Source organism: Rhodoferax koreense (assembly GCF_001955695.1).
GTDB classification, from domain to species: Bacteria; Pseudomonadota; Gammaproteobacteria; order Burkholderiales; family Burkholderiaceae_C; genus Rhodoferax_B; species Rhodoferax_B koreensis.
The window spans coordinates 4,376,804-4,400,287 of record NZ_CP019236.1; the positions used below are offsets into that span (position 1 = coordinate 4,376,804).

The 23,484-nt window shown below is 66.7% G+C and carries 19 protein-coding genes; 5 read left to right on the forward strand and 14 right to left on the reverse strand.

Translation table 11 applies throughout. The features are described from left to right. Positions 1 to 10 precede the first annotated feature (10 nt). The 10 genes from RD110_RS20315 to RD110_RS20355 all read right to left on the reverse strand — a co-directional run bounded on the left by RD110_RS20315 (position 11) and on the right by RD110_RS20355 (position 14,044). Positions 11 to 946, reverse strand: coding sequence for a LacI family DNA-binding transcriptional regulator (locus RD110_RS20315; RefSeq protein WP_239467082.1), 936 nt, complete (start codon positions 944 to 946; stop codon positions 11 to 13). Positions 947 to 1,151: 205 nt separating this feature from the next. After that, positions 1,152 to 1,292, reverse strand: coding sequence for a hypothetical protein (locus RD110_RS28110; RefSeq protein ID WP_157900261.1), 141 nt, complete (start codon positions 1,290 to 1,292; stop codon positions 1,152 to 1,154). 78 nt (positions 1,293 to 1,370) lie between these two features. Next, positions 1,371 to 4,130: a glycoside hydrolase family 2 TIM barrel-domain containing protein gene (locus RD110_RS20320; protein ID WP_083686391.1), complete on the reverse strand. Its 2,760-nt coding sequence runs from the start codon at positions 4,128 to 4,130 to the stop codon at positions 1,371 to 1,373. Positions 4,131 to 4,290: 160 nt separating this feature from the next. After that, positions 4,291 to 6,510, reverse strand: coding sequence for a glycoside hydrolase family 3 protein (locus tag RD110_RS20325; RefSeq protein WP_083686393.1), 2,220 nt, complete (start codon positions 6,508 to 6,510; stop codon positions 4,291 to 4,293). Positions 6,511 to 6,689: 179 nt separating this feature from the next. Next, positions 6,690 to 7,331, reverse strand: a complete 642-nt coding sequence (locus RD110_RS20330) for a tRNA-uridine aminocarboxypropyltransferase (protein ID WP_076201529.1) — start codon at positions 7,329 to 7,331, stop codon at positions 6,690 to 6,692. Continuing rightward, on the reverse strand, positions 7,321 to 9,729 hold the full coding sequence (locus RD110_RS20335; protein WP_157900263.1) for a penicillin acylase family protein: 2,409 nt from the start codon (positions 9,727 to 9,729) through the stop codon (positions 7,321 to 7,323). Before RD110_RS20335 ends, RD110_RS20330 begins: the two co-directional genes overlap by 11 nt. Positions 9,730 to 10,062: 333 nt before the next feature. Next, positions 10,063 to 10,563, reverse strand: a complete 501-nt coding sequence (coaD, locus tag RD110_RS20340; RefSeq protein WP_076201532.1) for a pantetheine-phosphate adenylyltransferase — start codon at positions 10,561 to 10,563, stop codon at positions 10,063 to 10,065. Between the two features lie 9 nt (positions 10,564 to 10,572). Beyond that, positions 10,573 to 11,214, reverse strand: a complete 642-nt coding sequence (gene rsmD, locus RD110_RS20345) for a 16S rRNA (guanine(966)-N(2))-methyltransferase RsmD (RefSeq protein WP_076201534.1) — start codon at positions 11,212 to 11,214, stop codon at positions 10,573 to 10,575. 25 nt (positions 11,215 to 11,239) lie between these two features. Next, a complete protein-coding gene (locus tag RD110_RS20350; RefSeq protein ID WP_076201536.1) occupies positions 11,240 to 12,589 on the reverse strand; it encodes a M16 family metallopeptidase in 1,350 nt (449 codons plus the stop codon). Positions 12,590 to 12,601: 12 nt separating this feature from the next. Further along, on the reverse strand, positions 12,602 to 14,044 hold the full coding sequence (locus tag RD110_RS20355) for a M16 family metallopeptidase (RefSeq protein WP_076201537.1): 1,443 nt from the start codon (positions 14,042 to 14,044) through the stop codon (positions 12,602 to 12,604). A 28-nt stretch (positions 14,045 to 14,072) separates the two neighbouring features. On the opposite strand from RD110_RS20355, the gene ftsY reads away from it, so the two are divergent. Together ftsY and RD110_RS20365 are read left to right on the forward strand one after the other, a co-directional pair. Continuing rightward, entirely contained in the window at positions 14,073 to 15,404 is a 1,332-nt protein-coding gene (gene ftsY, locus RD110_RS20360; RefSeq protein WP_076201539.1) for a signal recognition particle-docking protein FtsY, read from the forward strand. Positions 15,405 to 15,657: 253 nt separating this feature from the next. Next, the gene (locus tag RD110_RS20365; RefSeq protein ID WP_083686394.1) at positions 15,658 to 16,413 is read left to right on the forward strand and encodes a PEP-CTERM sorting domain-containing protein; all 756 of its coding nucleotides are present in this window, start codon (positions 15,658 to 15,660) and stop codon (positions 16,411 to 16,413) included. 7 nt (positions 16,414 to 16,420) lie between these two features. Here RD110_RS20365 and RD110_RS20370 read toward each other — a convergent pair whose 3' ends face one another. The 3 genes from RD110_RS20370 to RD110_RS20380 form a co-directional block, all read right to left on the reverse strand. Continuing rightward, positions 16,421 to 17,197: a hypothetical protein gene (locus RD110_RS20370; RefSeq protein ID WP_076201542.1), complete on the reverse strand. Its 777-nt coding sequence runs from the start codon at positions 17,195 to 17,197 to the stop codon at positions 16,421 to 16,423. A gap of 77 nt (positions 17,198 to 17,274) precedes the next feature. Then, positions 17,275 to 18,051 (reverse strand): aspartate/glutamate racemase family protein, encoded by a 777-nt coding sequence (locus tag RD110_RS20375; RefSeq protein ID WP_076201543.1) that lies wholly within the window; start codon positions 18,049 to 18,051, stop codon positions 17,275 to 17,277. 14 nt (positions 18,052 to 18,065) lie between these two features. Further along, a complete protein-coding gene (locus RD110_RS20380) occupies positions 18,066 to 18,950 on the reverse strand; it encodes a transporter substrate-binding domain-containing protein (protein WP_076201545.1) in 885 nt (294 codons plus the stop codon). 233 nt (positions 18,951 to 19,183) lie between these two features. Between RD110_RS20380 and RD110_RS20385 the strand changes: the two genes are divergently transcribed. Beyond that, entirely contained in the window at positions 19,184 to 20,392 is a 1,209-nt protein-coding gene (locus RD110_RS20385) for a D-amino acid dehydrogenase (RefSeq protein ID WP_204249989.1), read from the forward strand. A 92-nt stretch (positions 20,393 to 20,484) separates the two neighbouring features. Here the strand turns inward: RD110_RS20385 and RD110_RS20390 are convergent, their stop codons facing one another. Continuing rightward, complete coding sequence (locus tag RD110_RS20390) at positions 20,485 to 21,384, reverse strand: LysR substrate-binding domain-containing protein (protein ID WP_076201548.1); 900 nt, start codon at positions 21,382 to 21,384, stop codon at positions 20,485 to 20,487. Between the two features lie 130 nt (positions 21,385 to 21,514). On the opposite strand from RD110_RS20390, the gene RD110_RS20395 reads away from it, so the two are divergent. Together RD110_RS20395 and RD110_RS20400 are read left to right on the forward strand one after the other, a co-directional pair. Beyond that, positions 21,515 to 22,210: an alpha/beta hydrolase gene (locus RD110_RS20395; RefSeq protein ID WP_076201549.1), complete on the forward strand. Its 696-nt coding sequence runs from the start codon at positions 21,515 to 21,517 to the stop codon at positions 22,208 to 22,210. Further along, the gene (locus tag RD110_RS20400; protein WP_076201551.1) at positions 22,207 to 23,484 is read left to right on the forward strand and encodes an Hsp70 family protein; all 1,278 of its coding nucleotides are present in this window, start codon (positions 22,207 to 22,209) and stop codon (positions 23,482 to 23,484) included. Before RD110_RS20395 ends, RD110_RS20400 begins: the two co-directional genes overlap by 4 nt.

Sequence of the window (23,484 nt, forward strand, 5' to 3'; positions counted from 1 at the left end):
GCCGCGCCGCCTAGGTGCTGTCCCGCTCCACGATTTCGAACCCGATGTCGACGATGTGCTGGTCGATGCGCACACCTTGGGACCGGCTCACGATCAGTTGCGCGGCGAGTTCCCCCATGCGAACGCCGTCGATCTTCACCGTCGTCAGCGGAGGGTCCAGGCTCCTGGCGAATTCGATGTCGCCGAGCCCGACCACGCCCATGTCGCGCGGCACCACCAGACCGCGCGCATTCAACTCGATCAGCACACCCAGCGCCAGCATGTCGGAACTGCAGAAGACGGCATCGGTTTGCGGGTACAGCGCGAGCGTTTCCGCAATGGCGGATCGCCCCGACGCCAGCGTGGTCGGCGCATCCACCACGACGGCGGGCACCTCCAGGCCCAGCGTCCCGGCGGCGCGGCGGAATCCTTCGAGCCGTCTTTGCGCACGCGGGTCACTGGCGGTCAGCAGCACCGGGCGGCGGTAGCCCTTGCCCGCCAGGAACCGGCAGACGGACTCGCCGATGCGTTCATGGGAAAAACCGACCAGCATGTCGATGGGTGTAGGCGTCAGGTCCCAGGTTTCCACCACCGGTATGCCGGAGGACAGCAACTGGCGGCGCCCCTCGACGGAGTGCAGGATGCCGACCAGCACGATACCGTCCGGCCGCCGGCGAATCACCGCATCCAGCAGCGCATCTTCGCGCGAAGTCTCGTAGCCGGTCTGCCCGATCATCAGCTGGTAGCCGGCCTGGTCCAGCGCGCTGGCCAGCGAACGGACGGTTTCCTGGAACACCGGGCCGGTGAGCGTGGGCAGCACGGCCGCCACCAGCTTGGCCCGGGAAAGCCGCAAGCCGCTGGCCATGGCGTTGGGCACATAGCCGATCTGGGCGACGACCTGCTTGACCTTCTGCAGCGTCAACGGTGAGACCTTGTCCGGCGTGTTGATCGCGCGTGAGACTGTCATCGTCGAAACGCCTGCCAGCCTGGCCACGTCATGGACGGTGAGCGCCTGGGTCTTCTTGATCACAGTTCCGATGCTCCTTTGCATTGCCGATGCTCGCATCGCGTGGCGACGCAGCGAGATCGAGGAACTGAAGAGTGTAGTGCTGTCACCCGGTCCGGATTCGGGTCTCAACGAAGGAAGACAGCGCCGCCGCCCGGCCGAGGGTTCAGAGCACGGCCTGCTCCGCGGACGACGGCGGCAACGATGGGGCCTCCTGTTCGGCCAGGTCTGTCGCCGCACCGGCCAGGGCCAGCAGCACGGTGATCCATGGCACGCTGGCCAGCAGCAGTGGAAGGCAGAAATCCATGGACATCGACCTGTCGAGGAAAGGATGGAAGACAAAGAAAGGGCTCTCGCGCCGGAGAGCCCCTGATCGCCATGGCGTCTACTGCTTGACGACCGCGATGTTGGAGACGATCGCCTTGCCGGTGACGCCCTGGAAGTCGAGCAACAGCCGGCCGTTGCTCACCGTCACCGGGAACTTCCGCACGATGGCCGTGTTGCGCGCGCCGGCGGCCTGCAGCACATCGAGGTTGGCAATTTGATTGGCACCGTTTGCATTCACGTTGAACACGCGTGCGCCATTGGCCGTGGCGGTGGGCTCGAGGAAACCCAGGGTGACCATGTAGGAGCCGTTGGCGAGCGGAAGGTTGTAGCTGAACGCATTGCCCTCGCGCCACATGTCCCAGACCCGGCCGGTTTCCGGAATGGTGGTGGTGCCGAGCCCATTGATCGCCACGGCCCCTGTCAGGCCGACGCTCGAACGCCCCGTGATCGGCGGCAGTTCGCCACCGACGAAGAAGTTGTCCGAACCGTAGCGGTGTTGGCCGAGCAGCGGGTCGTTGGAGAGGAAACCGGTGGTCAAGCCGCCGGCGGCGATGAAGAAGTTGGTCGCGTTCTCCTGCGCCAGGTTCCAGCTCACTGCGTCGGTGACGGTTTCCGAGCCGTGGGTACCGTTGACGACCACGCTGTTGTTGCCGGCCTGGAGCGCCACGTTCTTGAACTCGCACACCTTGAGCGGGCAGTCCGCCGCGGCCTTGCTGCCCACCGCCTGGCCATTGACCTGCAGCGTGATCGAACTCGCGTTGCTGTAGACCTTGATGTCGGTGACCGGATAAGCGCGTTGGGTGTAGCGGCGGCTGGTGATGTAGGTCACCGGCGTCTGTGTCCAGTTGGCCTTGTAGAAGTAGAAGACGTCCTTCTTGACGTCTCTTCCGAATGTGACAATGCCCTTGGTATTGGTCTGGCCGATGTCGCCCTCGTGCCGGTTGCCCGAGCCGAAATCGAACATGTTCCAGATCCAGGTGCCCATCAGATAAGGCCGCTTGACGATCTCGTTGTACGCCTTTTCGTGCACGTAGTTCGCATAACCTTCCGGTTGGTAGCAGATGCGGGTGAAGCCGCTGGTGTCCCTCGAGCAGACCCGGCCGCCGAACACGTTGTCGGTGTGGTGCGTGATGGCGTTGCCGGCACCGTACTCGCTCACGCCGATCGGCTGTGTCGGGATTTGCGCATGCAGCGCATCCAGGTTTTCGCCGAGCTGCGTCTCCGAGGTGCCGTAGTACCACTGGAAGTAGCGGTTGACACCGTAGGTATCGGTGTAGCCGGTCTGCGTCAGCGTATCGGGCAGCACGACGTCGCCATTGCGGGTGACCTGGTTGGCCAGGGTGGTCGCGCGGGTCGGATCCTCGGACTTGGCCACCTGGTTCAGGCTCTTCAACAGGGGTTGGACGTTGTTGCGTGCATCGTTGCCGCCGGTGACTTCATTGGCGATGGACCACAGGCCGATCGACGCATTGTTGAACTTCTGCCGGATCAGTTCCTGGAGTTGCACGCGCGCGTTCTCCGCGAACCCGGTGGTTTCGGGATCGACCAGGCTCGCCTTCGACGTGGCATTCACCAGCGGCAACTCGGCCCATACGACGACACCGAGCTTGTCGGCCTGCTGCACGGTGTAGTCGGAATGGGGGTAGTGCGCCATCCGCACCGTGTTGGCCCCCACTTCCTTGATGAAGGCGAAGGTCTGGTCGATATCCTCGTTGGTGATCGCCCAGGCCTTGCCCAGTTCGTCCTGGTGGATGTTCACGCCATGCAGAGGGATCGACTTGCCGTTCAGGAAGAAGCCCTGGTTCGCATCGAAGCGCATCTCCCGCACACCGAAGCGCTGCACCACGCGGTCGACCGCCGCCCCTGTCGAATCCTTCAGCTCCACGACCAGGTGGTAGAGGTAGGGATCGCTCAAGCCTTGCCAGAGGTGCGGCTGGTCGACGTTGATGTCCTGAGCCAGCGGTGCGCTTTGTCCAGCCTTCAGGGTCACCTGTGCGGTCGACGACTTCTTCAAGGTCTTCCCGTCGGCCTCGACGAGCGAAGCCGTCACGGTATAGGTCCCGTCGGTGGAAGAGTCGTTCTTCAGCTTGGCCAGCACGTTCACCGTGGCGCTCGTGCCCGTCAGCGAGGTGGTCTTGGCGAACACGCCGCTGCTGCCGAGATCGTCCAGCGCGATGTGCGCGGTGGACGGTGTTTCGATCAGCGACACGGTGCGGTACAGGCCGCCCGCCACGTTGAAGTCACCGCCGAGCGGGGCGATCGCCGTCGGGCTCGCATCGTTGGCCGCGGCCGAGTTGTCGGTCTTCACCAGCAGCACGTTCTTGCCGGCTTTCAGGCCGGACGTGACATCGAAACGGAAGGCCGTGAACGCACCTCGGTGCTGGCCGAGCTTGACGCCATTGAGCCAGACGTCGGCCACCATGCTGGCCGCATCGAATTGCAGCCACCGTGTCTTGCCTGCCGCTGCGGCGGCATCGAATTCCAGGCGGTACCAGCCCAGGCCGCGCTTGTAGTCAGGCGTCGTCGGCGTCGACTGCGCCGTGGTGGCGGCGTCGATCGCGTTCCAGGTGTGTGGCAGGTTCACCGTCGCCCAGTTGGTACCGCTGGCGGCCAGTGCCTGGGTGTCCGTCAGGTTGTCGTCCTGAACGAACTTCCAGTTCTTGGCCAGCGAGGTCTGGTTGCGCAGCGCGTCCACGGACACCGCGCCCGCACCGTTGCCACCGCCGCCGCCACCGCAGGCCACGAGTGCGGTCGAGACGACCAGGCCCAGGGCAAGCGCTTCGACCAGCCGCTTCATCTTGAAAATCTTGGATTGCATGGGAACTCCTATGGCGACGTCATTGACCCGACACCCCGCACGCGGTGAGGCTTGCCGTGGGAAAGTCGGCCGGTTTGAAATAGGCACCAGCGTTGCGCGGCGCCATTGATGGGAACAGTCGGCGCCGCCAGGAGGCGACGCCGCTCACCACTCACAACACTCAGTAGGTCAGCCCGAATCCGAACGGGTACAGCGTGTCCTTGGCCGGATAACCGGGCACGTCGGGCTGGTTGTCCACGATCGCCTGCAGGTTGTTGGCCAGTGCGAACGGCAGCTTGCCCTGCGGCTTGAACTTGCCGCTCAGCACGTCGAGCAGCGCCGTATTGCTCACGCCGAAGCCGGCCACGATGGCGCCAGCGTTCTTCAGGCCGCTCGCGTCGTCGAGCACATAGGGTTGGCGGAAGTAGATGCTCAGCACCGTCTTCTTGGCGCCGACCTCGTTCATCACGGCCTTGATATCGGCAAGCTTGGGCGAGATCTGCCAGGACTGCGATGCCGCCATCGCCGTGAACGACAGGTTGCTGGCTTCCCACGGATAGGCACCGCCGAAGCCCAAACCATTGTCCAGGTTCGTCGGATCGTCTGCACCGTAGGTCTTGCCGGTGATGGGGCTGATGAAGGCCGGATTGGCGCCGGTGGCCGGATCACTGCTCCGATAAACGCCGGTGGCCGCACGTGGATTTGAGACCTCCACGCGGATGACGGCGTAGTCGGCGCCGGCCGCGCTCGGGCGTACACCGTTGACCAGCGCTTCACCGTCGGTCACGGCATAGCCGTATTTCTCGACGTCGGACTTGGCCATGCCCATGGTGTAGACCTTGGCGGCGGCCTTGAGGGGCAGCGTCTTGTCCTGGTTCTGCAGCAGCGTGATCGATTTGCGCTGCACTTCCATGCCCTTGGCGCGGTTGGCATCGCTGCCGATGGCGGCCGTGGCCAGGCTCGCGTCCACGTACGGGTTCTCGAACAGGCCGAGCTGGAACTGCTCCTTCAGCAATCGCCGTGCGGCTTCGTTGACGCGGTCCACGGTGATCAGGTTGGCGTTGACGAGGTCGACGATGGTCTTCACGCTGTTGAAGCCGGAGAGCGTTTCGGTGCCGCCGTTGATGGCGGTGGCCACGCGTTCGGGCACGGTCTTGTTCTCGAGGCCCCAGGCGCGATCGTTGATCACGCCGGTGTCCGAATTGACATAGCCTTTGAAGCCCAGCTTGCCGCGCAGCAGATCGGTCACGATCTGCTTGGAAAACGCCATGCCGAGCTGGTCGTATTTGACGCCTTCGTACGTCACGTTGATGGGCACGCCGTAGTACGGCATGATGGCCGAAACCCCGGCGTTGATCGCAGCCATGAAGGGCTTCAGGTGGTAGCCGAAGTTGCCGCCCGGGTACACCTGGGTCTTGCCGAAGGTGTAATGCGGATCGAGGCCGAGCTCCTGCGGTCCGCCACCCGGGAAATGTTTCATCGTCAGGGCCACCGCCGATGTGGGGCTCACCGAGCTGCCGTTCACCATCGGCCCCTGCAGGGTCTCCACCAGTGTCTTGATGATGTTCGAATTGAGGTCGGCGTTTTCCGTGAAGGTCTCGTGCACGCGGTACCAGCGCGGTTCGGTGGACATGTCCGCCATGTAGCCGTACATGCCACGCAGGCCGATGGATTTCCATTCGTCGCCCATGGTCTGGGCAAAAGTCTTGACGATGGACATGTCGCCGACGGTGGGCTCCTTGCCGGACTTCAGGGACTCTTCGCCCAGGGCCGCGGCCGAGATGCCCGCTTCCTTGGGGAATTCTGTGAAGGCGCCCGCGGCTTCGTTGATGCCGACACGTGCGTCCTTCTCGTAATGGTTGCGCGCGTTGGACTTGAAGATCGACGGAATGCCCAGGCGCGAGGCCTCCGACAGTTCCTGCACCGCATTGGTGAACGTCGCGGCCTGCAGCGGCGTCACCTGGCCGGACGTTGGCGTGGCCGTGACCACGCTGCGCAGGATGAAGCGGCGCATTTTGTTGTCGTTAACAAAAGTAGTTGCGTTGGCCGGCAAGGCCCCGTTCGTCCCCGCATTCATGGTGTCGATCAGCATCAGGCCGGCTTTTTCCTCCAGGGTCATCTGGCCGACGAGGTCGTCGATGCGCTTGTCGACCGAAAGCCGCCAATCCTCATAAGGATCCAGTTTGCCGTTGCCGTTCAGATCCTTGAATTTCTTCGCATCGACCGTCAGGATGGGCTTGCTGCGCGCACCCAGATCCGGCTGGGCCATTTCCCCACCGCCGCCGCCGCAGCCGGCCACGGCGAATGCGACCGCGCCGAAGGCGCCCACGATCGACAGCGAGATGGGTGATAACCGAAGCGTCCGGACCAGTCCCCTCGTCGCGCTTGCTGCTTTTTTCATCTTGTCTCCGTTGTGTTGATGCAAAGAAATGTCAACTATTGTTAACGTTATCCGAATTGTTAACGATGACATTTTGACGGTCAACCCGTTTTGATGGGGACTTTCCCTTAAGCGCTGGAAAAGGCATGGCGGCGCCGGGAACCCCTGAAGGCGTTCGAGCGTCGGCGCTCGCGGGGACGCTATCGACCGAGTGTCCGGTGGCTCAATTGCTGACCCACGAAGCCGTCGAACGCAGCCAGCAGCGGCCCCACCGCCACGGCATCCCCTTCGATCTGCTTCAACGCCGCGCAAACGGCTTCCAGGGTGGACAGCTGATCGGGCCGGCGCGCCTTGCGGATCAGGTACCTGGATGGGGGTATGTCGCGCAGTGCCAGCCGCGGCAACTGCTGCAGCGCCGGGCTGGCGTAGAGCATCTTGCGGCTCTTGCGCCAGGTGCCGTCGAGCACCACCAGGCGCAGCCGCGCCGGCTCGGCCAGGCTGGCCGCATCGAGCGCAGGTGGGGGTACCAGGTCCACGGCCTGGTCGAGCGGTGTTGCGGGGTAGAGCAACACCGGCCGGCGCGGCGCGTCGCCCGCGTTCCACGGCGCCGTGAGCCAGGTCTTGTCATCGAAGGCCTCGCCGACCACCAGCCTGCTGTGCGGCAGGCACAAGTGCAGCAACCGCGCGCTGTTCTTGGCATGGGCCACTTCCAGCGGGTGCTGCAGGATCAACACCTCGACGCGGTGCGCCACCGGCACCACCCAGCCGCAGATGCAGGCGCTGGCCGGCCGGTTGCAGGCGGCGCAGCTTGCGCGCCGCGAAACCGGTGGGTTATTCGGCAATGTCCACGACGCTGTAGCCGGCGTCGGCCTTGATCTGGGCCTCGGTGTAGGGCAGCTTGTTCCACTGGCCCGCCGCATATTTGCGCGTCTGGTCGCTGTAGAAGGGGCTGGCCGGGTTGGACGACTGGCCGTAGGTCAGCAGGCCTTCGGCGACCGGGCCGGCGCTGTCCCAGGTGACGAACTGGATGTAGCTGTTGCCGGCCGCGCCGGCCTGGGTCAGTGGGTCGGCGGTGTAGATGAAGTTGCCGGGTGCGACTTCGGTCTTCTGGCCGTTCCAGTTGTAGAAGGTCTTGGCGCCGCCGGGCACGGCGATGTTGCCGTCGGCACGCACGAGGATCTGCACGTCCTGCGGCCGTGTGCGGCGCTTTTGCGGGGTGTCGAACTGCGTCGAAGCCACCAGGGTCTCCAGCTGCGCCAGCGCCGCCGCGGTATTGGCCGCGCCGCGCGGCGTGGTCATCGGGTTGGCCGGGTCGAAAGGCACGGCCCACCAGCTCTGCGCATTGAGTTCCCCGAGCGCCAGGTAGAGTTCCTGGAACAGGATCGCCCCCTGGCTGCTCATGCCATGGGTCTTGTCCCAGTCCTGCAGCACGGTGCAGGCGTCGCGCGCGGCGGCGCTGGCGTTGGTCGAAGCCAGGCAGGCGGTGGTGAAGTCGGGCAGCCAGCGTTCGGCGCGCAAGAAACGGGTCTTCACCAGCACCTGCTGCAGGTTGGCCAGGTTGAAGCGCTTGCCGGCCAGGCCGTCGGTGCCGGCCAGCCGGTCCTGGACCTGCGCATGGCCGGTCTGGGTGCGGTTGTTCTGCAACTGGCCTTCGGCATTCGGACCGGTGGCGATGATCTTGCGGAAACCGGTGAGGAAGGTGTCGAGGCTCGGCCACCAATGGCTGTCGTTGGTGTTGAGCACATAGTCGGAACGTTTCACCCAGGGGCGGTCGGCCGCGGGCACCGCGCCGCGCCAGTCGCATGCGGCAGTGGTGCCGCTGAGCACGACCACGCCGGTCGAAGCCAGCAGCGCATCGAACGGCGCGCCGACCGAGGCGCCGGGCACGCAGCCGCCGAGCAGTTGCGCGTCGCTCACGTTCGCCGCCACGGAATAGTTGGCGAACAGGGTCTGGCCGGCGCTGTCGGCGGCGACGGTGTTGACCCAGGGCAGCGCCATGTATGTCGCCGAGGCCTGGCGCAGGCTGTCCACGCTGTCGGCCTTGCCGTTGAGCAGCAACTGGTCCATCAGCTTGTAGTTGGACAGGTTCGCGTCCTGGATGGCAAAGGCCGCGCTGGTGCTCCAGGTGAAGCTGCTGTCCATCAGCATCGGGCCGTATTCCGTGGTGTAGAGCGTGCGCGTGATCGGCACCACGCTGCCGTCGGCGGCGGTGCCGTTGATGGTCAGGGGCACAGCCGTCATCGCCACGGATTGGCCGTCCTTGATGTAGCGCGTGGGGCTGGCCGGGTCGAGCGCCAGGTAGCGCAGCGTGAAGCGGTTGTCGGTGGACAGCGTATGCGTCCACGCCAGCTTGCTGTTGAAGCCGATGAGCGGCAGCGGAACGCCGAGCAGCGTGGCGCCGTTGACGTCGTAGTTTTCATTGGCGACCGTAAGGTGCAGCTGGTTCAGGCGCAGCACGCCCCACCATGGGAAATGCGGGTTCGCCAGCAGCAGGCCACGGCCGTTGTCGGTCACGTCGCTGCCCAGGCCGTAACCGTTGGAGCCCACCTCGTGTTCGCGGATCTTCGAAAGCGCCTGCCCGATCGGCGAGGATTCGTAGGCCGCCGACGTGGCCGCCACCGGGGCAGCGGTGGCCACCTTCGCACTCTTGGACGCCGTGGGCGGCTGCGCGCTGCCGATCTCGCCGATGAAGCCCAGCGAACTGGCCGTGATTGCGGCCTGCAGCACGCGCAGGTAGGCGTCGGACTCGGTCATCGGCCGCAGCCAGGGCTTGCCGGCGCAGGCGGCCGGCAATTGGGCGGCCGGGGTGTCGCGCAGATAACGGTTGTAGCCGGCGGCAAAACCCGACAGCAGCCCCTGCACCTGGGTGCTGGCCGCGGCCTTGGTTTTGGCGACCTGGTCGGCGGTCAGCAGGAGCCGGTAGAAGAAGTCCGAATCGACGTTGCCGAAGGTAGTGCCGAACTGGCCCAGGTAGCCGTTGGCCATGCCGAAATACTGCGCCCTTTCACCCCGCAGGGTGACCAGTTCCTCGGCGTAGAGGCAGAGGTTTTCCTTGGCGAAGGCATAACCGTAGCCATAACCCGCGCCGGCAAAGCTGTCGGCCTTGATGTGCGGCACACCGCCCGTGGTGTAGCGGATGCTGGCGGCCAATGGGCTGGCCACGCCGCCGTCCCCGCCACCGAGACACCCCGACAACAGCACCGCAGCGGAGATCATCGACAGGGAGAGGGGGAGGCGCAACCGGTATCTGGTGAAAAGCTGGGGCACGATGGTTTCCTTGGCGCAGGTTCAGGCGCCGGTGAGGGCTGATGGGGAGCCTGCGCGGGAATTCGGCACCGTGGATGCACGAAAAATTGTTCACAAGCAGCGAAGCCAATGCGCACGGAATACAAGTGACGCTTGGACAAGCCACAGTTTAGGCCAAGCAGATACAAAATATAGCGGTTTTGTGTAAAAAACTACGGGAATCTTCCCTTGCCACAAAACGTAAAAATGGCGTAGTGCACTTGACAAATTGCGTCCATCACGCCGCTACGGCAGAGCGTCAGCGACCTTGCGTCGCCGCTTCAGGCCTCAAGCCTGGCCCAGCGCCTTGACCTTGTCCATCAGCCGTTCGAACACGGCCGGCGAAACGAACTTGTCGACTTCCCCGCCCAGCACCGCGATCTCCCGGACGAAAGTGCTGGAGACGAACTGGTATTTGTCGCTCGGGGTGAGGAAGACGGTTTCCACATCGGGCATCAGCGTGCGGTTCATCCCCGCAAGCTGGAATTCGTAGTCGAAATCCGTCACCGCCCGGAGGCCGCGCACCATGGCCTTGCCGCCGCGCGCCACCACGAAGTCGCGCAGCAGCCCCGAGAAACTCTCGACCGTCACGCGCGGATGGGCCTTCACCGCCTCGCGTGTCATCTCGATGCGCTCCTCGAGCGAGAACATGGCCTTCTTGTGGTGCCCGGCGGCCACGGCCACGATCACCGTGTCGAAGAGCTGCGTGGCCCGTCGCACCACGTCCTCGTGGCCCAGGGTCATCGGGTCGAAGGTACCGGGATAGACGGCGATGATCTTGTGCGACATGGCGGGGTCCTAGGCAGTGGCGGTATCGGGGAGGCGACGCAGCAGGTGCGCATGCACCGCGCCGGCCTTCAGGTGGCGGTGCAACGCCAGGCCGATCTCCGCCAGGGCTTCATCGGTCCAGCGCTGGCCGGCCTCGAGGTAGATCTGGCCATCGGGCTTGATCGCGGCGGCCGCGGCGCGCAGCGCCGGCTCGTAGACCTCGGCGTCGAACGGCGGGTCGAGGAAGACCGCGTCCTGGCTCGCGGGGGCCAGCTGGCGCAACTGGCCGACGCCGTCGCCGCGCCGCACCTGCACCGCGCTGGCGGCGAGTTTCTTCTGGGTCGCCATGAGTTGCGAGACCAGGATGCCATCCTGCTCGACGATGATAACTTCGGCCGCGCCGCGCGAGGCGGCTTCGAAGCCGAGCGCGCCGGTGCCGGCGAACGCGTCGATGCAGCGCCAGCCGGTCAGGTCCTGGCCGAGCCAGTTGAACAGGGTTTCGCGCACGCGGTCGGGCGTGGGGCGCAGGCCGGGCTTGTCGGCCACGGGCAGCTTGGTGCGCTTCCACAGGCCGCCGATCAGGCGGATCTCACCGGGCGGCGTGGTGTTGCGCCGGGGCGTGGTCGGTTTCTTTTTGGCCTGCGGCCGTTCGGAGCGGGGAGCGGTGGTCATGCCGCGAGCTTAATGCAAGCCCGCATCAGGGGGCGCCGCCACCCACCACCACCGTCACCATCTTTTCCGGCTGCAGCTTGCGCGCGAAGGCGGCCTTCACGTCGGCCACGGTGATGGCATTCACACGCTGCGTCCAGGTGTCGAGGTAATCGAGCGGCAGCCTGTTCCAGGCGATGTTGGCCACGTTGTCGAGCAGCTTGCGGTTGCTGTCGATGCGCAGCGCGAAGCCGCCGATCAGGTTGTCCTTGGCGGCCTTGAGCTCGGCCGGCGTCGGCCCGTCGGCCACGAACTTGGCCAGCACCTCGCGCGACACCTGCACGGCCTGGGCCGCCTGGTCGGGCCGGGTCTGCAGGCCGATGGTGAACGCACCCGCATGCTGGCCCGGCGCGAAGTAGCTGTAGACGCTGTAGCTCAGGCCGCGCTTCTCGCGCACCTCCTCGGTGAGGCGCGAGACGAAACCGCCGCCGCCGAGGATGTAGTTGCCGACCGTCAGCGCGAAGAAGTCCGGATCGTCGCGCTTGAAGCCGGGCTGGCCGATGAACACCTGCGCCTGCGCCGAGGCGAACGGGATGCGGATGTCGTTGGGTGCCGCGAGCGGCGCCACCTCGCCCACCGGCGGCAGCGGCGTGCAGCCTTCGGTCGCCGGTATGCGCGACAGCAGCGTGCGCACCAGGGCATCGGCCTGCGTGCGGTTCACCGCACCGACCAGGCTCACCGTGGCCCGGCAGGGCTGGACCATGCGCGAGAAATACGCCTGCATGTCGCTGGTCTGCACACGGTCCAGGGAGGCCTGCGTCAGCTCGTAGCCATACGGGTGATCGCCATACACGGCATGCTGGAACGCCCGGCCGGCGATGGTGGCCGGCTTGGTGTCGGCCTCCTTCAGGGCGGCGGCGATGCGCTGGCGTTCGCGCTGCCACAGATCGGCGGCGAAGGCCGGCTCGCCGAGCTGGCGCGCGGCCAGGCGCGCGGCCTTGTCCATCAGGTCCGGGTAGGTCAGCGTGCGCAGCGAAAAGCTCATGCGGTCGTCGCCCGCACCCGCACCGAACGACGCCCCGAGATCGACCCAGGCCTCGCTCCAGGCGTTCTGGTCGAGCGCGGGTTCACCGCCGCGTGCGGCCACGCCCTTGTTGCTCATGCTGGCCGTGAGGCTGGCCAGGCCGGCTTGCGCTGGTGGATCGCGCCGGCCGCCGGCGTCGAAGTCGATCTGCACATCGAGCATCGGAATGGCCGGGCTTTCGACGAGGAAGACGCGCGCGCCGCTGGGCTGCGTCCACTGCTGGATCGGAATCGCCGCCCAGGCGGAATGGATGCAAAACAGGCCGCTCGCGCAGATGAATGCTGCGCTGCTAGCTATTTTTTTGATAGTGATCATGGCGTGGTGCTCTCAATGCCTGGCGCCGGGTGGCGGGGTGCGCGGCTTGCGGTTCGGATCCACCGGCTGGGGCCGCAGGACGCCCACGGTGAGCTGGTCATCGCCAAAGTATTTCGCCGCCACGGCCTGCACCTGGGCGGCGGTGACGTCGCGCAGCCGCGCAATGATGCGGTCGCCGGCATCGATCGGCAGGCCCTGCACCCAGTTGCTGCCGAGTTCGCGCGCCTGGCCCATCACCGAGTCGAGCTTGTAGACCTCGCTCGACACCCACTGCGTCTTCACGCGCTGCAGTTCGGCGTCGGACACGCCCTCGCGGGCGATGCGCGCCACCTGCTCGCGCAGCGCGGCTTCCACCTGTTCGGCCGTCTTGCCGGCGGCGGGCACGCCGTCGAGCGTGAACAGCTGGGGGCCGCGGCCGAGCAGGCCGTTGCCGGCGCCGGCGCTGTCGGCCACGCGGCCCTCGCCCTGGGTGAGCGCGCGGTCCAGCCGCGCCCCGGGATAACCATCGAGCACCTCGGCCAGGATGGTCAGCGCCAGCGCGTCGTTGCTGCCGGCGTCGGTCGCGTCGATGCCGGCAAAGGACGGCACCCGGAAGGCCAGCGCCACGTAGGCCTGCTCGGCCGGCGCCTTGAAGTCGATGCGGCGGATGCCGGCCTGCGCGGGTTCGATGCGCGGCTTGCGTGCGGGCAGCGCGCGCTGCGCAATCGCGCCGTAGTACTTCTCGACGAGGCGCTTGGCTTCGGCCACGTCCACGTCGCCGGCCACCACCACGGCGGCATTGTGGGGTGCGTACCAGGTGCGCCAGAAGTTGCGCACGTCGTCTGGTGTCATTGCGTCGAGGTCGCTCATCCAGCCGACCACGGGGCGGTGGTAGGGCGAGGCCGTGAACACGGCCGCGTTCAGCGCCTCGTAGAGCTGGGCGCGCGGCGAATCCTCGGTGCGCATGCGCCGCTCTTCCTTCACGACTTCGATCTCCTTCTTGAATTCACCGTCGGGCCACTGGTTGTGGGCGAAACGGTCGGCCTCCAGGCGGATCACGTCCTCGAGCCGGCTGGAAGGAATCTGCTGGTAATAACCGGTGTAGTCGCGCGTGGTGAATGCGTTCTCGCGCCCGCCGAGCGCGGCCACGCGGCGCGAGAACTCGCCGGGCTTCAACTGGGCCGAACCCTTGAACATCATGTGCTCGAGCGCATGGGCCACGCCGGACGTGCCGTCCACCTCGTCGATCGCGCCCACGCGCACCCACAGCATGTTCACCGCCGTCGGCGCGCGCCGGTCGGGCTTGATGATCACGGTCAGTCCATTGGGCAGCACGAACTGCGTGGCCTGGGCGGAGGCCGAGGCGCTCGGCTGGGGCGTGGCGGAAGGGCCGGGGGATGGTGCGGTCTGCGCGATGGCTGGAAGCCAGAATCCAAGACAAAGCAAGGAAGAAAACAGGACGTTGAAGCGTTTCATAGAATCATTGATTCTAAGAACGCACCAAATGTTCAGCTTTTTCAAGAAAAAACCGCTTCCACCCGCAGTTCAGCCCGAAGTCGCCGCGCCGCCGCCCCTGCCCGAACCAGCGACGCCCGCGCCCGAAATCGCCGCGCCCTCCGCTGAACCTGCGCCCGAAGCCACGCTCGATCCGGCGCTGCTCGTGCCCGAGCTCGCGCCGCGCTTCGAGATGCCGGCCGAGAAATCCGGCAGCTCGCCCCTGGGCTGGCTGCGCAACGCCTTCGGCGGCAAACCGCCGGCCGAACCGGCGCCGCAGCCCGATGCCGCGGCCCCTGTCCAACCGGTGCCAGCCCCTGCCCCGATACCGACCCCTGCAACGCCGCCCGCAGCCGCGCCGGCGCCCGGCCCAGCCCCCTCGTGGAAGCCAGCACCCGAGCCTGCCGTCGACTTCCCGGCCGCCGAGCCCGCCGTCGCGCCCGCACGCAAGGGCTGGCTCGACAAACTCAAGGCGGGCCTGCGCAAGACCGGCTCGAGCATCGCCACCGTCTTCACCGGCACGCAAATCGACGACGCGCTCTACGAGGAACTCGAGGACGCGCTGCTGATGGCCGACACCGGCGTCAAGGCCACCGAACGCCTGCTCGCCGACCTCAAGCGCCGCGTGAAGGAGCACAAGGCCGCCGACCCGGCCGCCGTCAAGGGCCTGCTGGCGGACGCCCTCACCGACCTGCTCACCCCCTTGCAGAAGTCGCTCGTGATCGGCCAGTACACGCCGACCGTGATCATGGTCACGGGTGTGAATGGCGCCGGCAAGACCACGTCCATCGGCAAACTCACCAAGCACCTGGCCACCGAAGGCGCGAGTGTGCTGCTGGCCGCGGCCGACACCTTCCGCGCCGCGGCACGCGAGCAGCTCGGCGTCTGGGCCGACCGCAACACGGTGGAGATCATCAGCCAGGAAGGCGGCGACCCGGCCGCGGTGAGCTTCGACGCGGTGAGCGCGGGCAAGGCGCGCGGCAAGGACGTGGTGCTGGTGGATACCGCCGGCCGCTTGCCGACGCAGCTGCACCTGATGGAAGAACTGAAGAAGATCCGCCGCGTGGTGCAGAAGGCGGATGCGACCGCACCCCACGAGGTGCTGCTGGTCATCGACGGCAACACCGGCCAGAACGCGCTGGCCCAGGTCCGCGCCTTCGACGACGCCATCGGCCTGACCGGCCTGATCGTCACCAAGCTCGATGGCACGGCCAAGGGCGGCGTGCTCGCGGCGATCGCGCAGGAGCGGCCAATCCCGGTCTACTTCATCGGCGTCGGCGAAAAGCTCGAGGACCTGGAAACCTTCAACGCGCGCGAATTCGCGCAGGCGCTGCTGAGCTAGGCACCAGCGGGCGGCTTGCGCAGCGTCCTCCCACGCATCGACGCCTCCCCGCATACCGATCCGCTTTCCACTGGCTGCAAAGAGTCGGCCAGTGCGTTTCTATTTATATTTTTGATGTATACATAAAAAATATAAATTACAAATTAAGAACAAAATTTATCGACGTTAAAAATTTGACGAGCTGTATTTCGGTATACGAATAGCATGCAAGCCTCAATTAGTTCAAAAACTCAGCAAATTTTGAGGAAGCACCATGCCAACCACTTCGTTTTTCAAGCGGATCCCATCGGTCAAACTCTGGACTGCGGCTGCCGTCGCTTTGTGGGGCCTGCAGGCCAGCTCAGCAGGCGCCACGACCACTCTGGCCTACCAGGACACTTTCGAGGGCGGGCAAACCGTCGACTATGTCAACAGCGCTCCCGTGTTCGGCGAGACCGTCTACCACGCGGGCTTGATGCAATTTATTAAAACGGACGACGGGGTCTCCAGTCTCTTCCAGGCCTACTGCGTACAACTAAGTCAGTATTCCGGTTACGCCACCAACGTCTACAGTCTCGTCGACGGCCTCAGCTACTTCGGCGCGGAAAAGGCGGACGACCTTCGCCGCCTGATGACCGAGTTCGATCGATGGAATGGCAGCAGCCCGCTCACCGCCCAGGCCACCGGCGCACTGCAAATGGCCATCTGGGAAATCGTGCAGGAAACCGATCGCATCGACGGCAGCCTGCACTACGACCTGGCTTCCGGCAATCTGATCGAAACATCGACCGGCGTCGGTACCGCCGCGCTCGCCCAGGGCTGGCTGGACGGGTTGAAGTCTGTCACCAGCCAATACCAGATCAGCGTCTACACCAATCCGACCTACCAGGACTACTTGGTTGTCGACAAGCTGTCGAGCGGCGGTTCTGGCGAGAACCACGTGCCCGAGCCGGGCAGCCTGGCCCTGATGCTGGGCGCGCTCGGGGTCATGGGCGGTGTCGCAAGCCGCCGGAAGACGCACCCCGTCTGAGCCCTGCTCAACCGCCTGGCTGCCCGTCGGCAGGCGGCCTCTTGTCGCAAGCGCCGGTGAAAAGCCGCTTGCCATTGGGCGCAATCAACCGCGCCTCGCGCGCCGAGCGGTCCACCACCCACTGCGCGGCGCTGCCGAACACCACGGCGGTGTCGGTCACGTAGCCGGAACTCAGCCACTGCCGATTGACCACGACGGCATCCTCGCTGTCGCTGAAACGGATCTGCACCCCGCGCCGCACGGCGCCCTTGCCGTCGGATTGCAGATCGCAATACAGCGTCTGCATGTCGGGCGGCCCCCCCTCTTCCAGGCTCTTCCTGGCCAACTGCACGGCCCGGCCGGGCTGGCTCGAGGCCTGGCAGGCGAAGTCCGCCACCATCCAGGTGCCATCGAGCATGTGCACGGCGTTGAAGGCCAGGCCAGCCACGTCGATCGCACCCGCGCGCCGCTGCGGCGGCAGCACCGGCGCATCGGGCGACAGCGACCCTGAAGGCAGCGTGGAGGCCAGCGTGGCGATGCGCAGCGGGCCCTGGCAATCGGCCACGAACTCCGCCCGCCCGGCAATCGGGCTCGGCTGGCGCATGTTGATCAGGAAATAACTGCCGACCACGTAGCGGCTGCCGATCAGTTCGAGCGAAATGGTGTCCACGCCGATCAACACGTCGTCGATGCGCTGCACCATCTGGAAGTCCTTGGCCACCGGCTCGGGGGCCGTCTCCGCAAGTGCGCCAGCGCCGCCAAGGGTGATGAGCAGGCCGGTGAGCGCGGAACGGATCGGGGGCATGGTGTCCAGAAGTGAGGTCCGCCGCAGTTTACCTGCCGGTATCTCCCGGGTTGGGCGGATACATCTCCAAATGCAACTCAGGCCGCGAGCATCGGCCTTTCCTCGCGGAAGCCCGCATACGCGCGCCGCGCGAGCGCCCGGGCCAGCACCCAGGCCGGGTCCACACACCGTAGCCGCGGGTGACCGGGCACGGCGGGCAGCGCCAGCGGGATCTCGGTGCAGCCGAGGATCAGCGTGGACAGGCCATGCCGTTCGGCCAGTGCGCGCGCCACGGGTTCGAAACAATCGCGTGCCAGCGCCAGGTCGTTGACCTTCACGCCGTGGTAGATGCCATGCATCAAACGCTCGCGCTCGGCCTCGGTGGGCAGATGGCAGGCGATGCCGGCGTCTCGCAGCACACCGTCGTACAGGCCTGCGCGGTAAGTGCCGGCTGTCGCCAGTAGGCCGACTTCGCGCACGCCTTGCGCCCGCAGGTCGTGAGCGACTTCATGCGCCACGTGCAGCACTTCGATCTGCGGGAACCGCTGCTGCAGCAAGCCGTGCCAGGCATGGGCCGTGTTGCAGGCCACGGCCACGGTGGTGGCGCCGAGCGCAGCGAGCCGGCCCAGGGCCTGCAGCATCGGGTCGAGCGGCTGGTGCGCGCCAGCTCGCCCGGCATGCGGCGCATCCAGGGCGGCGGTGCGGTCGGGCACGGGCACCTGGGCCAGCCAGTGTTCGGGGAACGACTGGTCCGACACCGGCAGGCCGAGCGCCTGCAGATGCGCCGCGCAGGCCTGCACGAACAGCCGTGCGAAATCCGCCCCGGCCGCCGGGCCCATGCCGCCGAGGATGCCGACCACGCTGGGGGATTTCATCGCCGCGGCTCCGCTCACATCGCGGGTTTGTCGCTGAGCGCCTTCAAGTTGTCCTTCAACTGTTGGCTCATCGGCAGGTTCAGGTTGATGTTCTTCGGCGGGATCGGCGACATGAACCACTTGGTGTAGAGTTTCTCGAAGTCACCCGACTTCATGAGGCCCGAGATCACGCCGTCGACCAGCGCCTTGAAGGCCGGGTCGTCCTTCCTCAGCATGCAGGCGTAGGGCTCGACCTGCAGCGAATCGCCGACCACGTCGAGCGAGGCCGGATCCTTCGAGTTGGCCTTCAGGCCGAACAGCAGGATGTCGTCCATCGCGAAGGCCACGGCGCGGCCGCCTTCCACCATCAGCAGCGAATCGTCGTGGTCCTTGCCCAGCACGACGTTCATGCCGAGGTTGTTGTCGGTGTTGTACTTGCGGATCACCTGGGCGTTGGTGGTGCCGGTGGTGCTGGCCACGTTCTTGCCGGCCAGGTCGGCGTAGTTCTTGATGTTGGAAGACTTCTTCACCAGCAGCCGCGTGCCGGTGTAGAAATGGTTGATGGCGAAGGCCACTTCCTGCCCGCGCGTCGTGTTGTTGGTGGTGGAGCCGCATTCGAGGTCGATCGTGCCGTTGGTCAGCAGCGGGATGCGGTTCTGCGAGGTGACGGGCATCATGACCACTTCAAGCGCGGGCTTGTTGACCTTCTTCTTCACCGCATCGACGATGGCCGCCGTCAGGTCGGCCGAGAAACCCACCGCCGCGCCGGCCCCCGCGAGGTAGCTGAAAGGCACGGAGGATTCGCGGTAGGCCACGGTGATCTTGTTGCTCTCCGTCACCTTGGAGAGCGTGTCGGCATGGGCGGCGGCCAGCAGTCCGCAGGCCAGCAGGGAGGCGGTGGTCACAACGTGGAATTTCATGCAAGTCCTTTCGGGGGGGGCGGTTGGGAGGATCGAAAACGCAGCGCCAGTGTAGGCAGAGCTTCCTGGGCGCGGAAATTCATTTTGAGGGACAGCCCATGCCGGAAAGTTATGGGCAGGGCGCCCCACGGCCGGCCGCCGGCCCATGAGTTCGCGTCATGGGCGGCCCCGCTTTTTGCATTGTTCAAAGTCTGCCATCCCCCGTAAAGTCGCCGCATTCAGGGAGAAAACCAATGCGGGTCTGCGTGATGGGGGCGGGAATCGTCGGTCTGGCCACGGCCTATCGGCTCAACGATGCGGGCTTCGATGTGACCGTGGTCGACCGCGCCGCCCCGGGCCGCGGCGCCAGCGGCGGCAACGGCGCACAGCTCAGTTATTCCTATGTGCAGCCGCTGGCCGATCCGTCGATCTGGGCCCAGTTGCCCACGCTGCTGTTCTCCAGGTCGTCACCCCTGAAGCTGCGCCCCCAGCTCGATCCGGCGCAATGGCGCTGGGCGCTGCAGTTCCTCGCGGCCTGCAATGCCGAGACCTCGCGCAGCACCACCGTGGCCCTGCTCGCGCTGGCCGCACGCAGCCGGCTCGGCTTCGAAGCGATGATGCAGCGCGAAGCCCTGGCCTGCGATTTCTCGGCCACCGGCAAGCTGGTGCTGTACGCCACGGCAGCTTCGTTCGAGAAGGCGACGAAACAGCTCGCGCTGCAGCAGTCGCTCGGCGTGCAGCAGCGCGCCGTGGACGCGGTCGAATGTGTGGCCATCGAGCCCGCGCTGCGGCACTACGCGCCGCACATCGCCGGCGCGATCCACACGCCCAGCGAATGCGCAGCCGACTGCCTGAAGACCTGTAGCGGCCTGGTCGACGTGCTGCGCGCGCGCGGCGTCGCCTTCCTGCTCGACACCCACATCGAAGGCTTCGAGCGGCGTGGCGAGCGGCTCGTGGCGCTGCGCACCGCGCGTGGCGAGGTCACGGCGGATCAATTCGTCATGGCGCTGGGCGCGTTCTCGCCGAAGCTGGCCGGCATGCTCGGCGCGTTCCTGCCGGTGTATCCGCTCAAGGGTTACAGCATCACCGTGCCCACCGATCTCGCCGCAAGCGACGCGCCGCGCGTCAGCGTGACCGACAGCGCGCGCAAGGTGGTGTTCGCGCGGGTCGGCGAACGCCTGCGCGTGGCCGGTATGGCCGAACTCGTGGGCTACGACGACGCCATTCCGGACGACCGCATCGCCTCGCTCGTGGTCTCCACGAAAACGCTGTTCCCGGCCTGCAGCAGCTTTGCCGAGTTGAACCCCTGGACCGGCATGCGCCCGGCCACACCCACCGGCCTGCCCATCGTCGGCCGGCTGCCGCGCGCGCCGAGCAACCTGGTGTTCAACACGGGCCATGGCGCGCTCGGCTTCACGCTGGCCTTCGGCACGGCGGAAGGTGTGGTCGAAAGCCTCGGGTGACCCCGTTCGCACTGAGCCTGTCGAAGTGCTCCTTGAAGGGACACAGGTGCTTCGACAGGCTCAGCACGAACGGAGTGTGTCGCCGACTTGGATTAAACGACCTCGGCCAGCGTCTGCTGCAGGCAGCGCACAAAAGCCCGCGCCGCCACCGAACCCGGCTTGCCTGCCGGCCGCAAGGCCATGATGGGCACGGGAATCAAGGGTTCGAGCGCGAGCACATCGACCTTCGCCGGGTCCGCCGAAGCCGCCGTGCACCCGTCCACCAAGGCCACGCCCAGCCCGTGGTGCGCCAGGGCCAGCGCCGCATGGTAGGTCTGCACCGTCAGCCGGAATTGCAGGCCCACGGCGGCTTCGCGGCAGGCCTGGTTCAGGCTGCGGCCGACGGGATCGTGCACGTCCAGACCGATGACCGGCGCCTTGGCCAGATCCGCCAGCGCCACGCTGCCGCGCCTGAGCAGACGCGCAGGCAACAAGCCCTTGGGCGCCACGCAGACGATGCGCGCCTCGGCCAGCGGCTCCTGCGCCAGCGCGGCGTGGCCGGCGGCGCTGAAGAGGAAGCCGATGTCAGCCTCCTGCAGGACCAGCGCCGAGACGATCTGCGGCGAATGCAAGGCCTTGAGGCTGATCGGCACGTCGGGGTGCCTGACGCGGAAGCGCCGGATGGCGCGCGGCAGCATCTCGAAGCTCAGCGCGAGCACGCTGACCACGCGCAGTTCGGCCTCGCTCTGGCCCAGCTTCAGGTTGCCGGCCAGGCGCTGCACCTCGTCGAGCTGCGCGAACAGCCGCTCCACATGCGGCGCCAGGGTGAGCGCCTCCGGCGTGGGCACGAGCCGGCCCTTGGCGCGCTGGAACAGCGCGAAGCCGAGCTGCAGTTCGGCATGCTGCAGGATGCGGCTCACCGCCGGCTGGGTCACGTTGATGAGCCGTGCGGCGCCGCTCACGCTGCCGGTGAGCATGACGGCGTTGAATACCTCGATGTGTCGCAAGCGCATGGGAACTCCGGCGCCGAAACGGCTGGCGCGATGCGGGCAATATACGTTGGCCGGCCCATGGGGTTCGGGCTTCCTTAAAATCGCCGGTTCCGCTCTTTCGGCGGCCCGCCACTCAATCCACCGCACCGCCATGACCCAACTGCTCGAAACCATCGAAATCGAAAGCGCACCGAACCCCACCGCGGCCGTGATCTGGCTGCATGGCCTGGGCGCCAGCGGCGACGATTTCGCCGCCATCGTGCCCGAGCTCGACCTGAACGGCTGCGCGCCGATCCGCTTCGTGTTCCCGCACGCGCCGACCATGCCGGTGACCATCAACAACGGCTATGTGATGCCGGCCTGGTACGACATCTTCGCCGCCGACCTGGTGCGGCGCGAAGACGCCGCCGGCATCCAGGCCTCGGCGCGCGCCATCGAGGCCTTGATCGCCGACCAGGTGGCGCGCGGCATCCCGGCCGACCGCATCGTGCTCGCCGGCTTCTCGCAGGGCTGCGCCATGTCGCTGCACACCGGCCTGCGCCACCCGGCGCGGCTGGCCGGCATCATGGCGCTGTCGGGCTACCTGCCGCTGGCCGCCAGCGTGGCCGCCGAGCGCAGCCCGGCGAACCAGGACACACCCATCTTCATGGCCCACGGCACGGCCGACCCGGTGGTGGTACTGGCCCGCGCCGAGGCCTCGCGCCAGGCGCTGGCGGCACTGGGCTACCAGGTCTCGTGGCACACCTATCCGATGCCGCACAGCGTGCATCCGCAGGAAGTGGCCGACATCAGTCGCTTCCTGCAGACCGTGCTGCCGCGCGATGCCGCCAAGGCATCCAGCCGATGATGCTGGGGATCGACTTCGGCACCTCCAATTCGGCCGTGGCGCTGGTCGACGGCGAGGGCCGGCTGCGCAGCATTCCGCTGGAGCCGGGCAGCCCGTCGATGCCGACGGCGCTGTTCTTTTCCAACGAGAGTGGCCAGGTCTTCTACGGCAGCGCGGCCATGCAGGCCTACCTCAGCGGCACCGACGGCCGGCTGATGCGCTCCATCAAGAGCCTGCTCGGCTCCAGCCTGATGGACGAGCAGACCCTGGTCAACGGCAAGCTCACCAGCCTGTTCGAGATCGTGGTGCTGTTCTTCAAGGAACTCAAGCGCCGCTCGGAACAACACCTGGGCCACGCCGTCAGCCGGGCGATGCTCGGCCGGCCCGTGCACTTCGTGGACGACGATCTCGCGCGTGACGCACTGGCCCAGGCCACACTGGGCAAGGCCGCGCTGGCCGCGGGCTTCGACGAGGTGCAATTCCAGCTCGAACCGATCGCCGCCGCGTTCGACTTCGAGCGCCGCGTGACAGCCGAGACCACCGTGCTGGTGGTCGACATCGGCGGCGGCACCTCGGACTTCACCGTGGTGCGGGTCGGCCCGGACCGGCATGCCGACGTCGACCGCAGCCGCGACCTGCTGGCCACCACGGGCGTGCACCTGGGCGGAACGGATTTCGACCGCGCGCTGCACCTGCGCCACGCCATGCCGCTGCTCGGCCTGGGCCACCACGGACCGAGCGGTCGCGAGGTGCCGTCGTCGGTGTTCTTCAACCTGTCGACCTGGCACCTGATCCAGCAGAGCTACGGCCGCCGCGCCATCGCCCACAGCGAATCGCTGCGCAGCGATTACAGCGACAGGATGCTGCACACGCGGCTGATGCACGTGCTGGAACTGCACATGGGCCACCAGCTGCTGGCCGCGACCGAGACCGCGAAGATCGCTTGCTCCATCTCGGGCCAGGGCGAGCGGATCGACCTGTCGGGCATCGAGGCGGGCCTGTGCGTGCCTCTGTCGCCCGAAGGCCTGCACGAGGTGCTGCAAGGCCAGCTGGACGCCATCGTGGCCTGTGCGCGGGAATGTGTGGCCGCCTCCGGCGTGGGCCGGCTCGATACCGTCTACCTCACCGGCGGCTCCTCCGCGCTCGCCCCGTTGCAGGCGGCGATGCAGGCGGCCTTTCCCGATGCCACCATGGCTTCGGGCGACCGGTTCGGCAGCGTAGCAGCGGGTCTGGCCTACGGCGGCGCGGTGGCGTCTGCCGCCCAGCGCGCCGGCCGGCAGACGGCCGACGCCTGA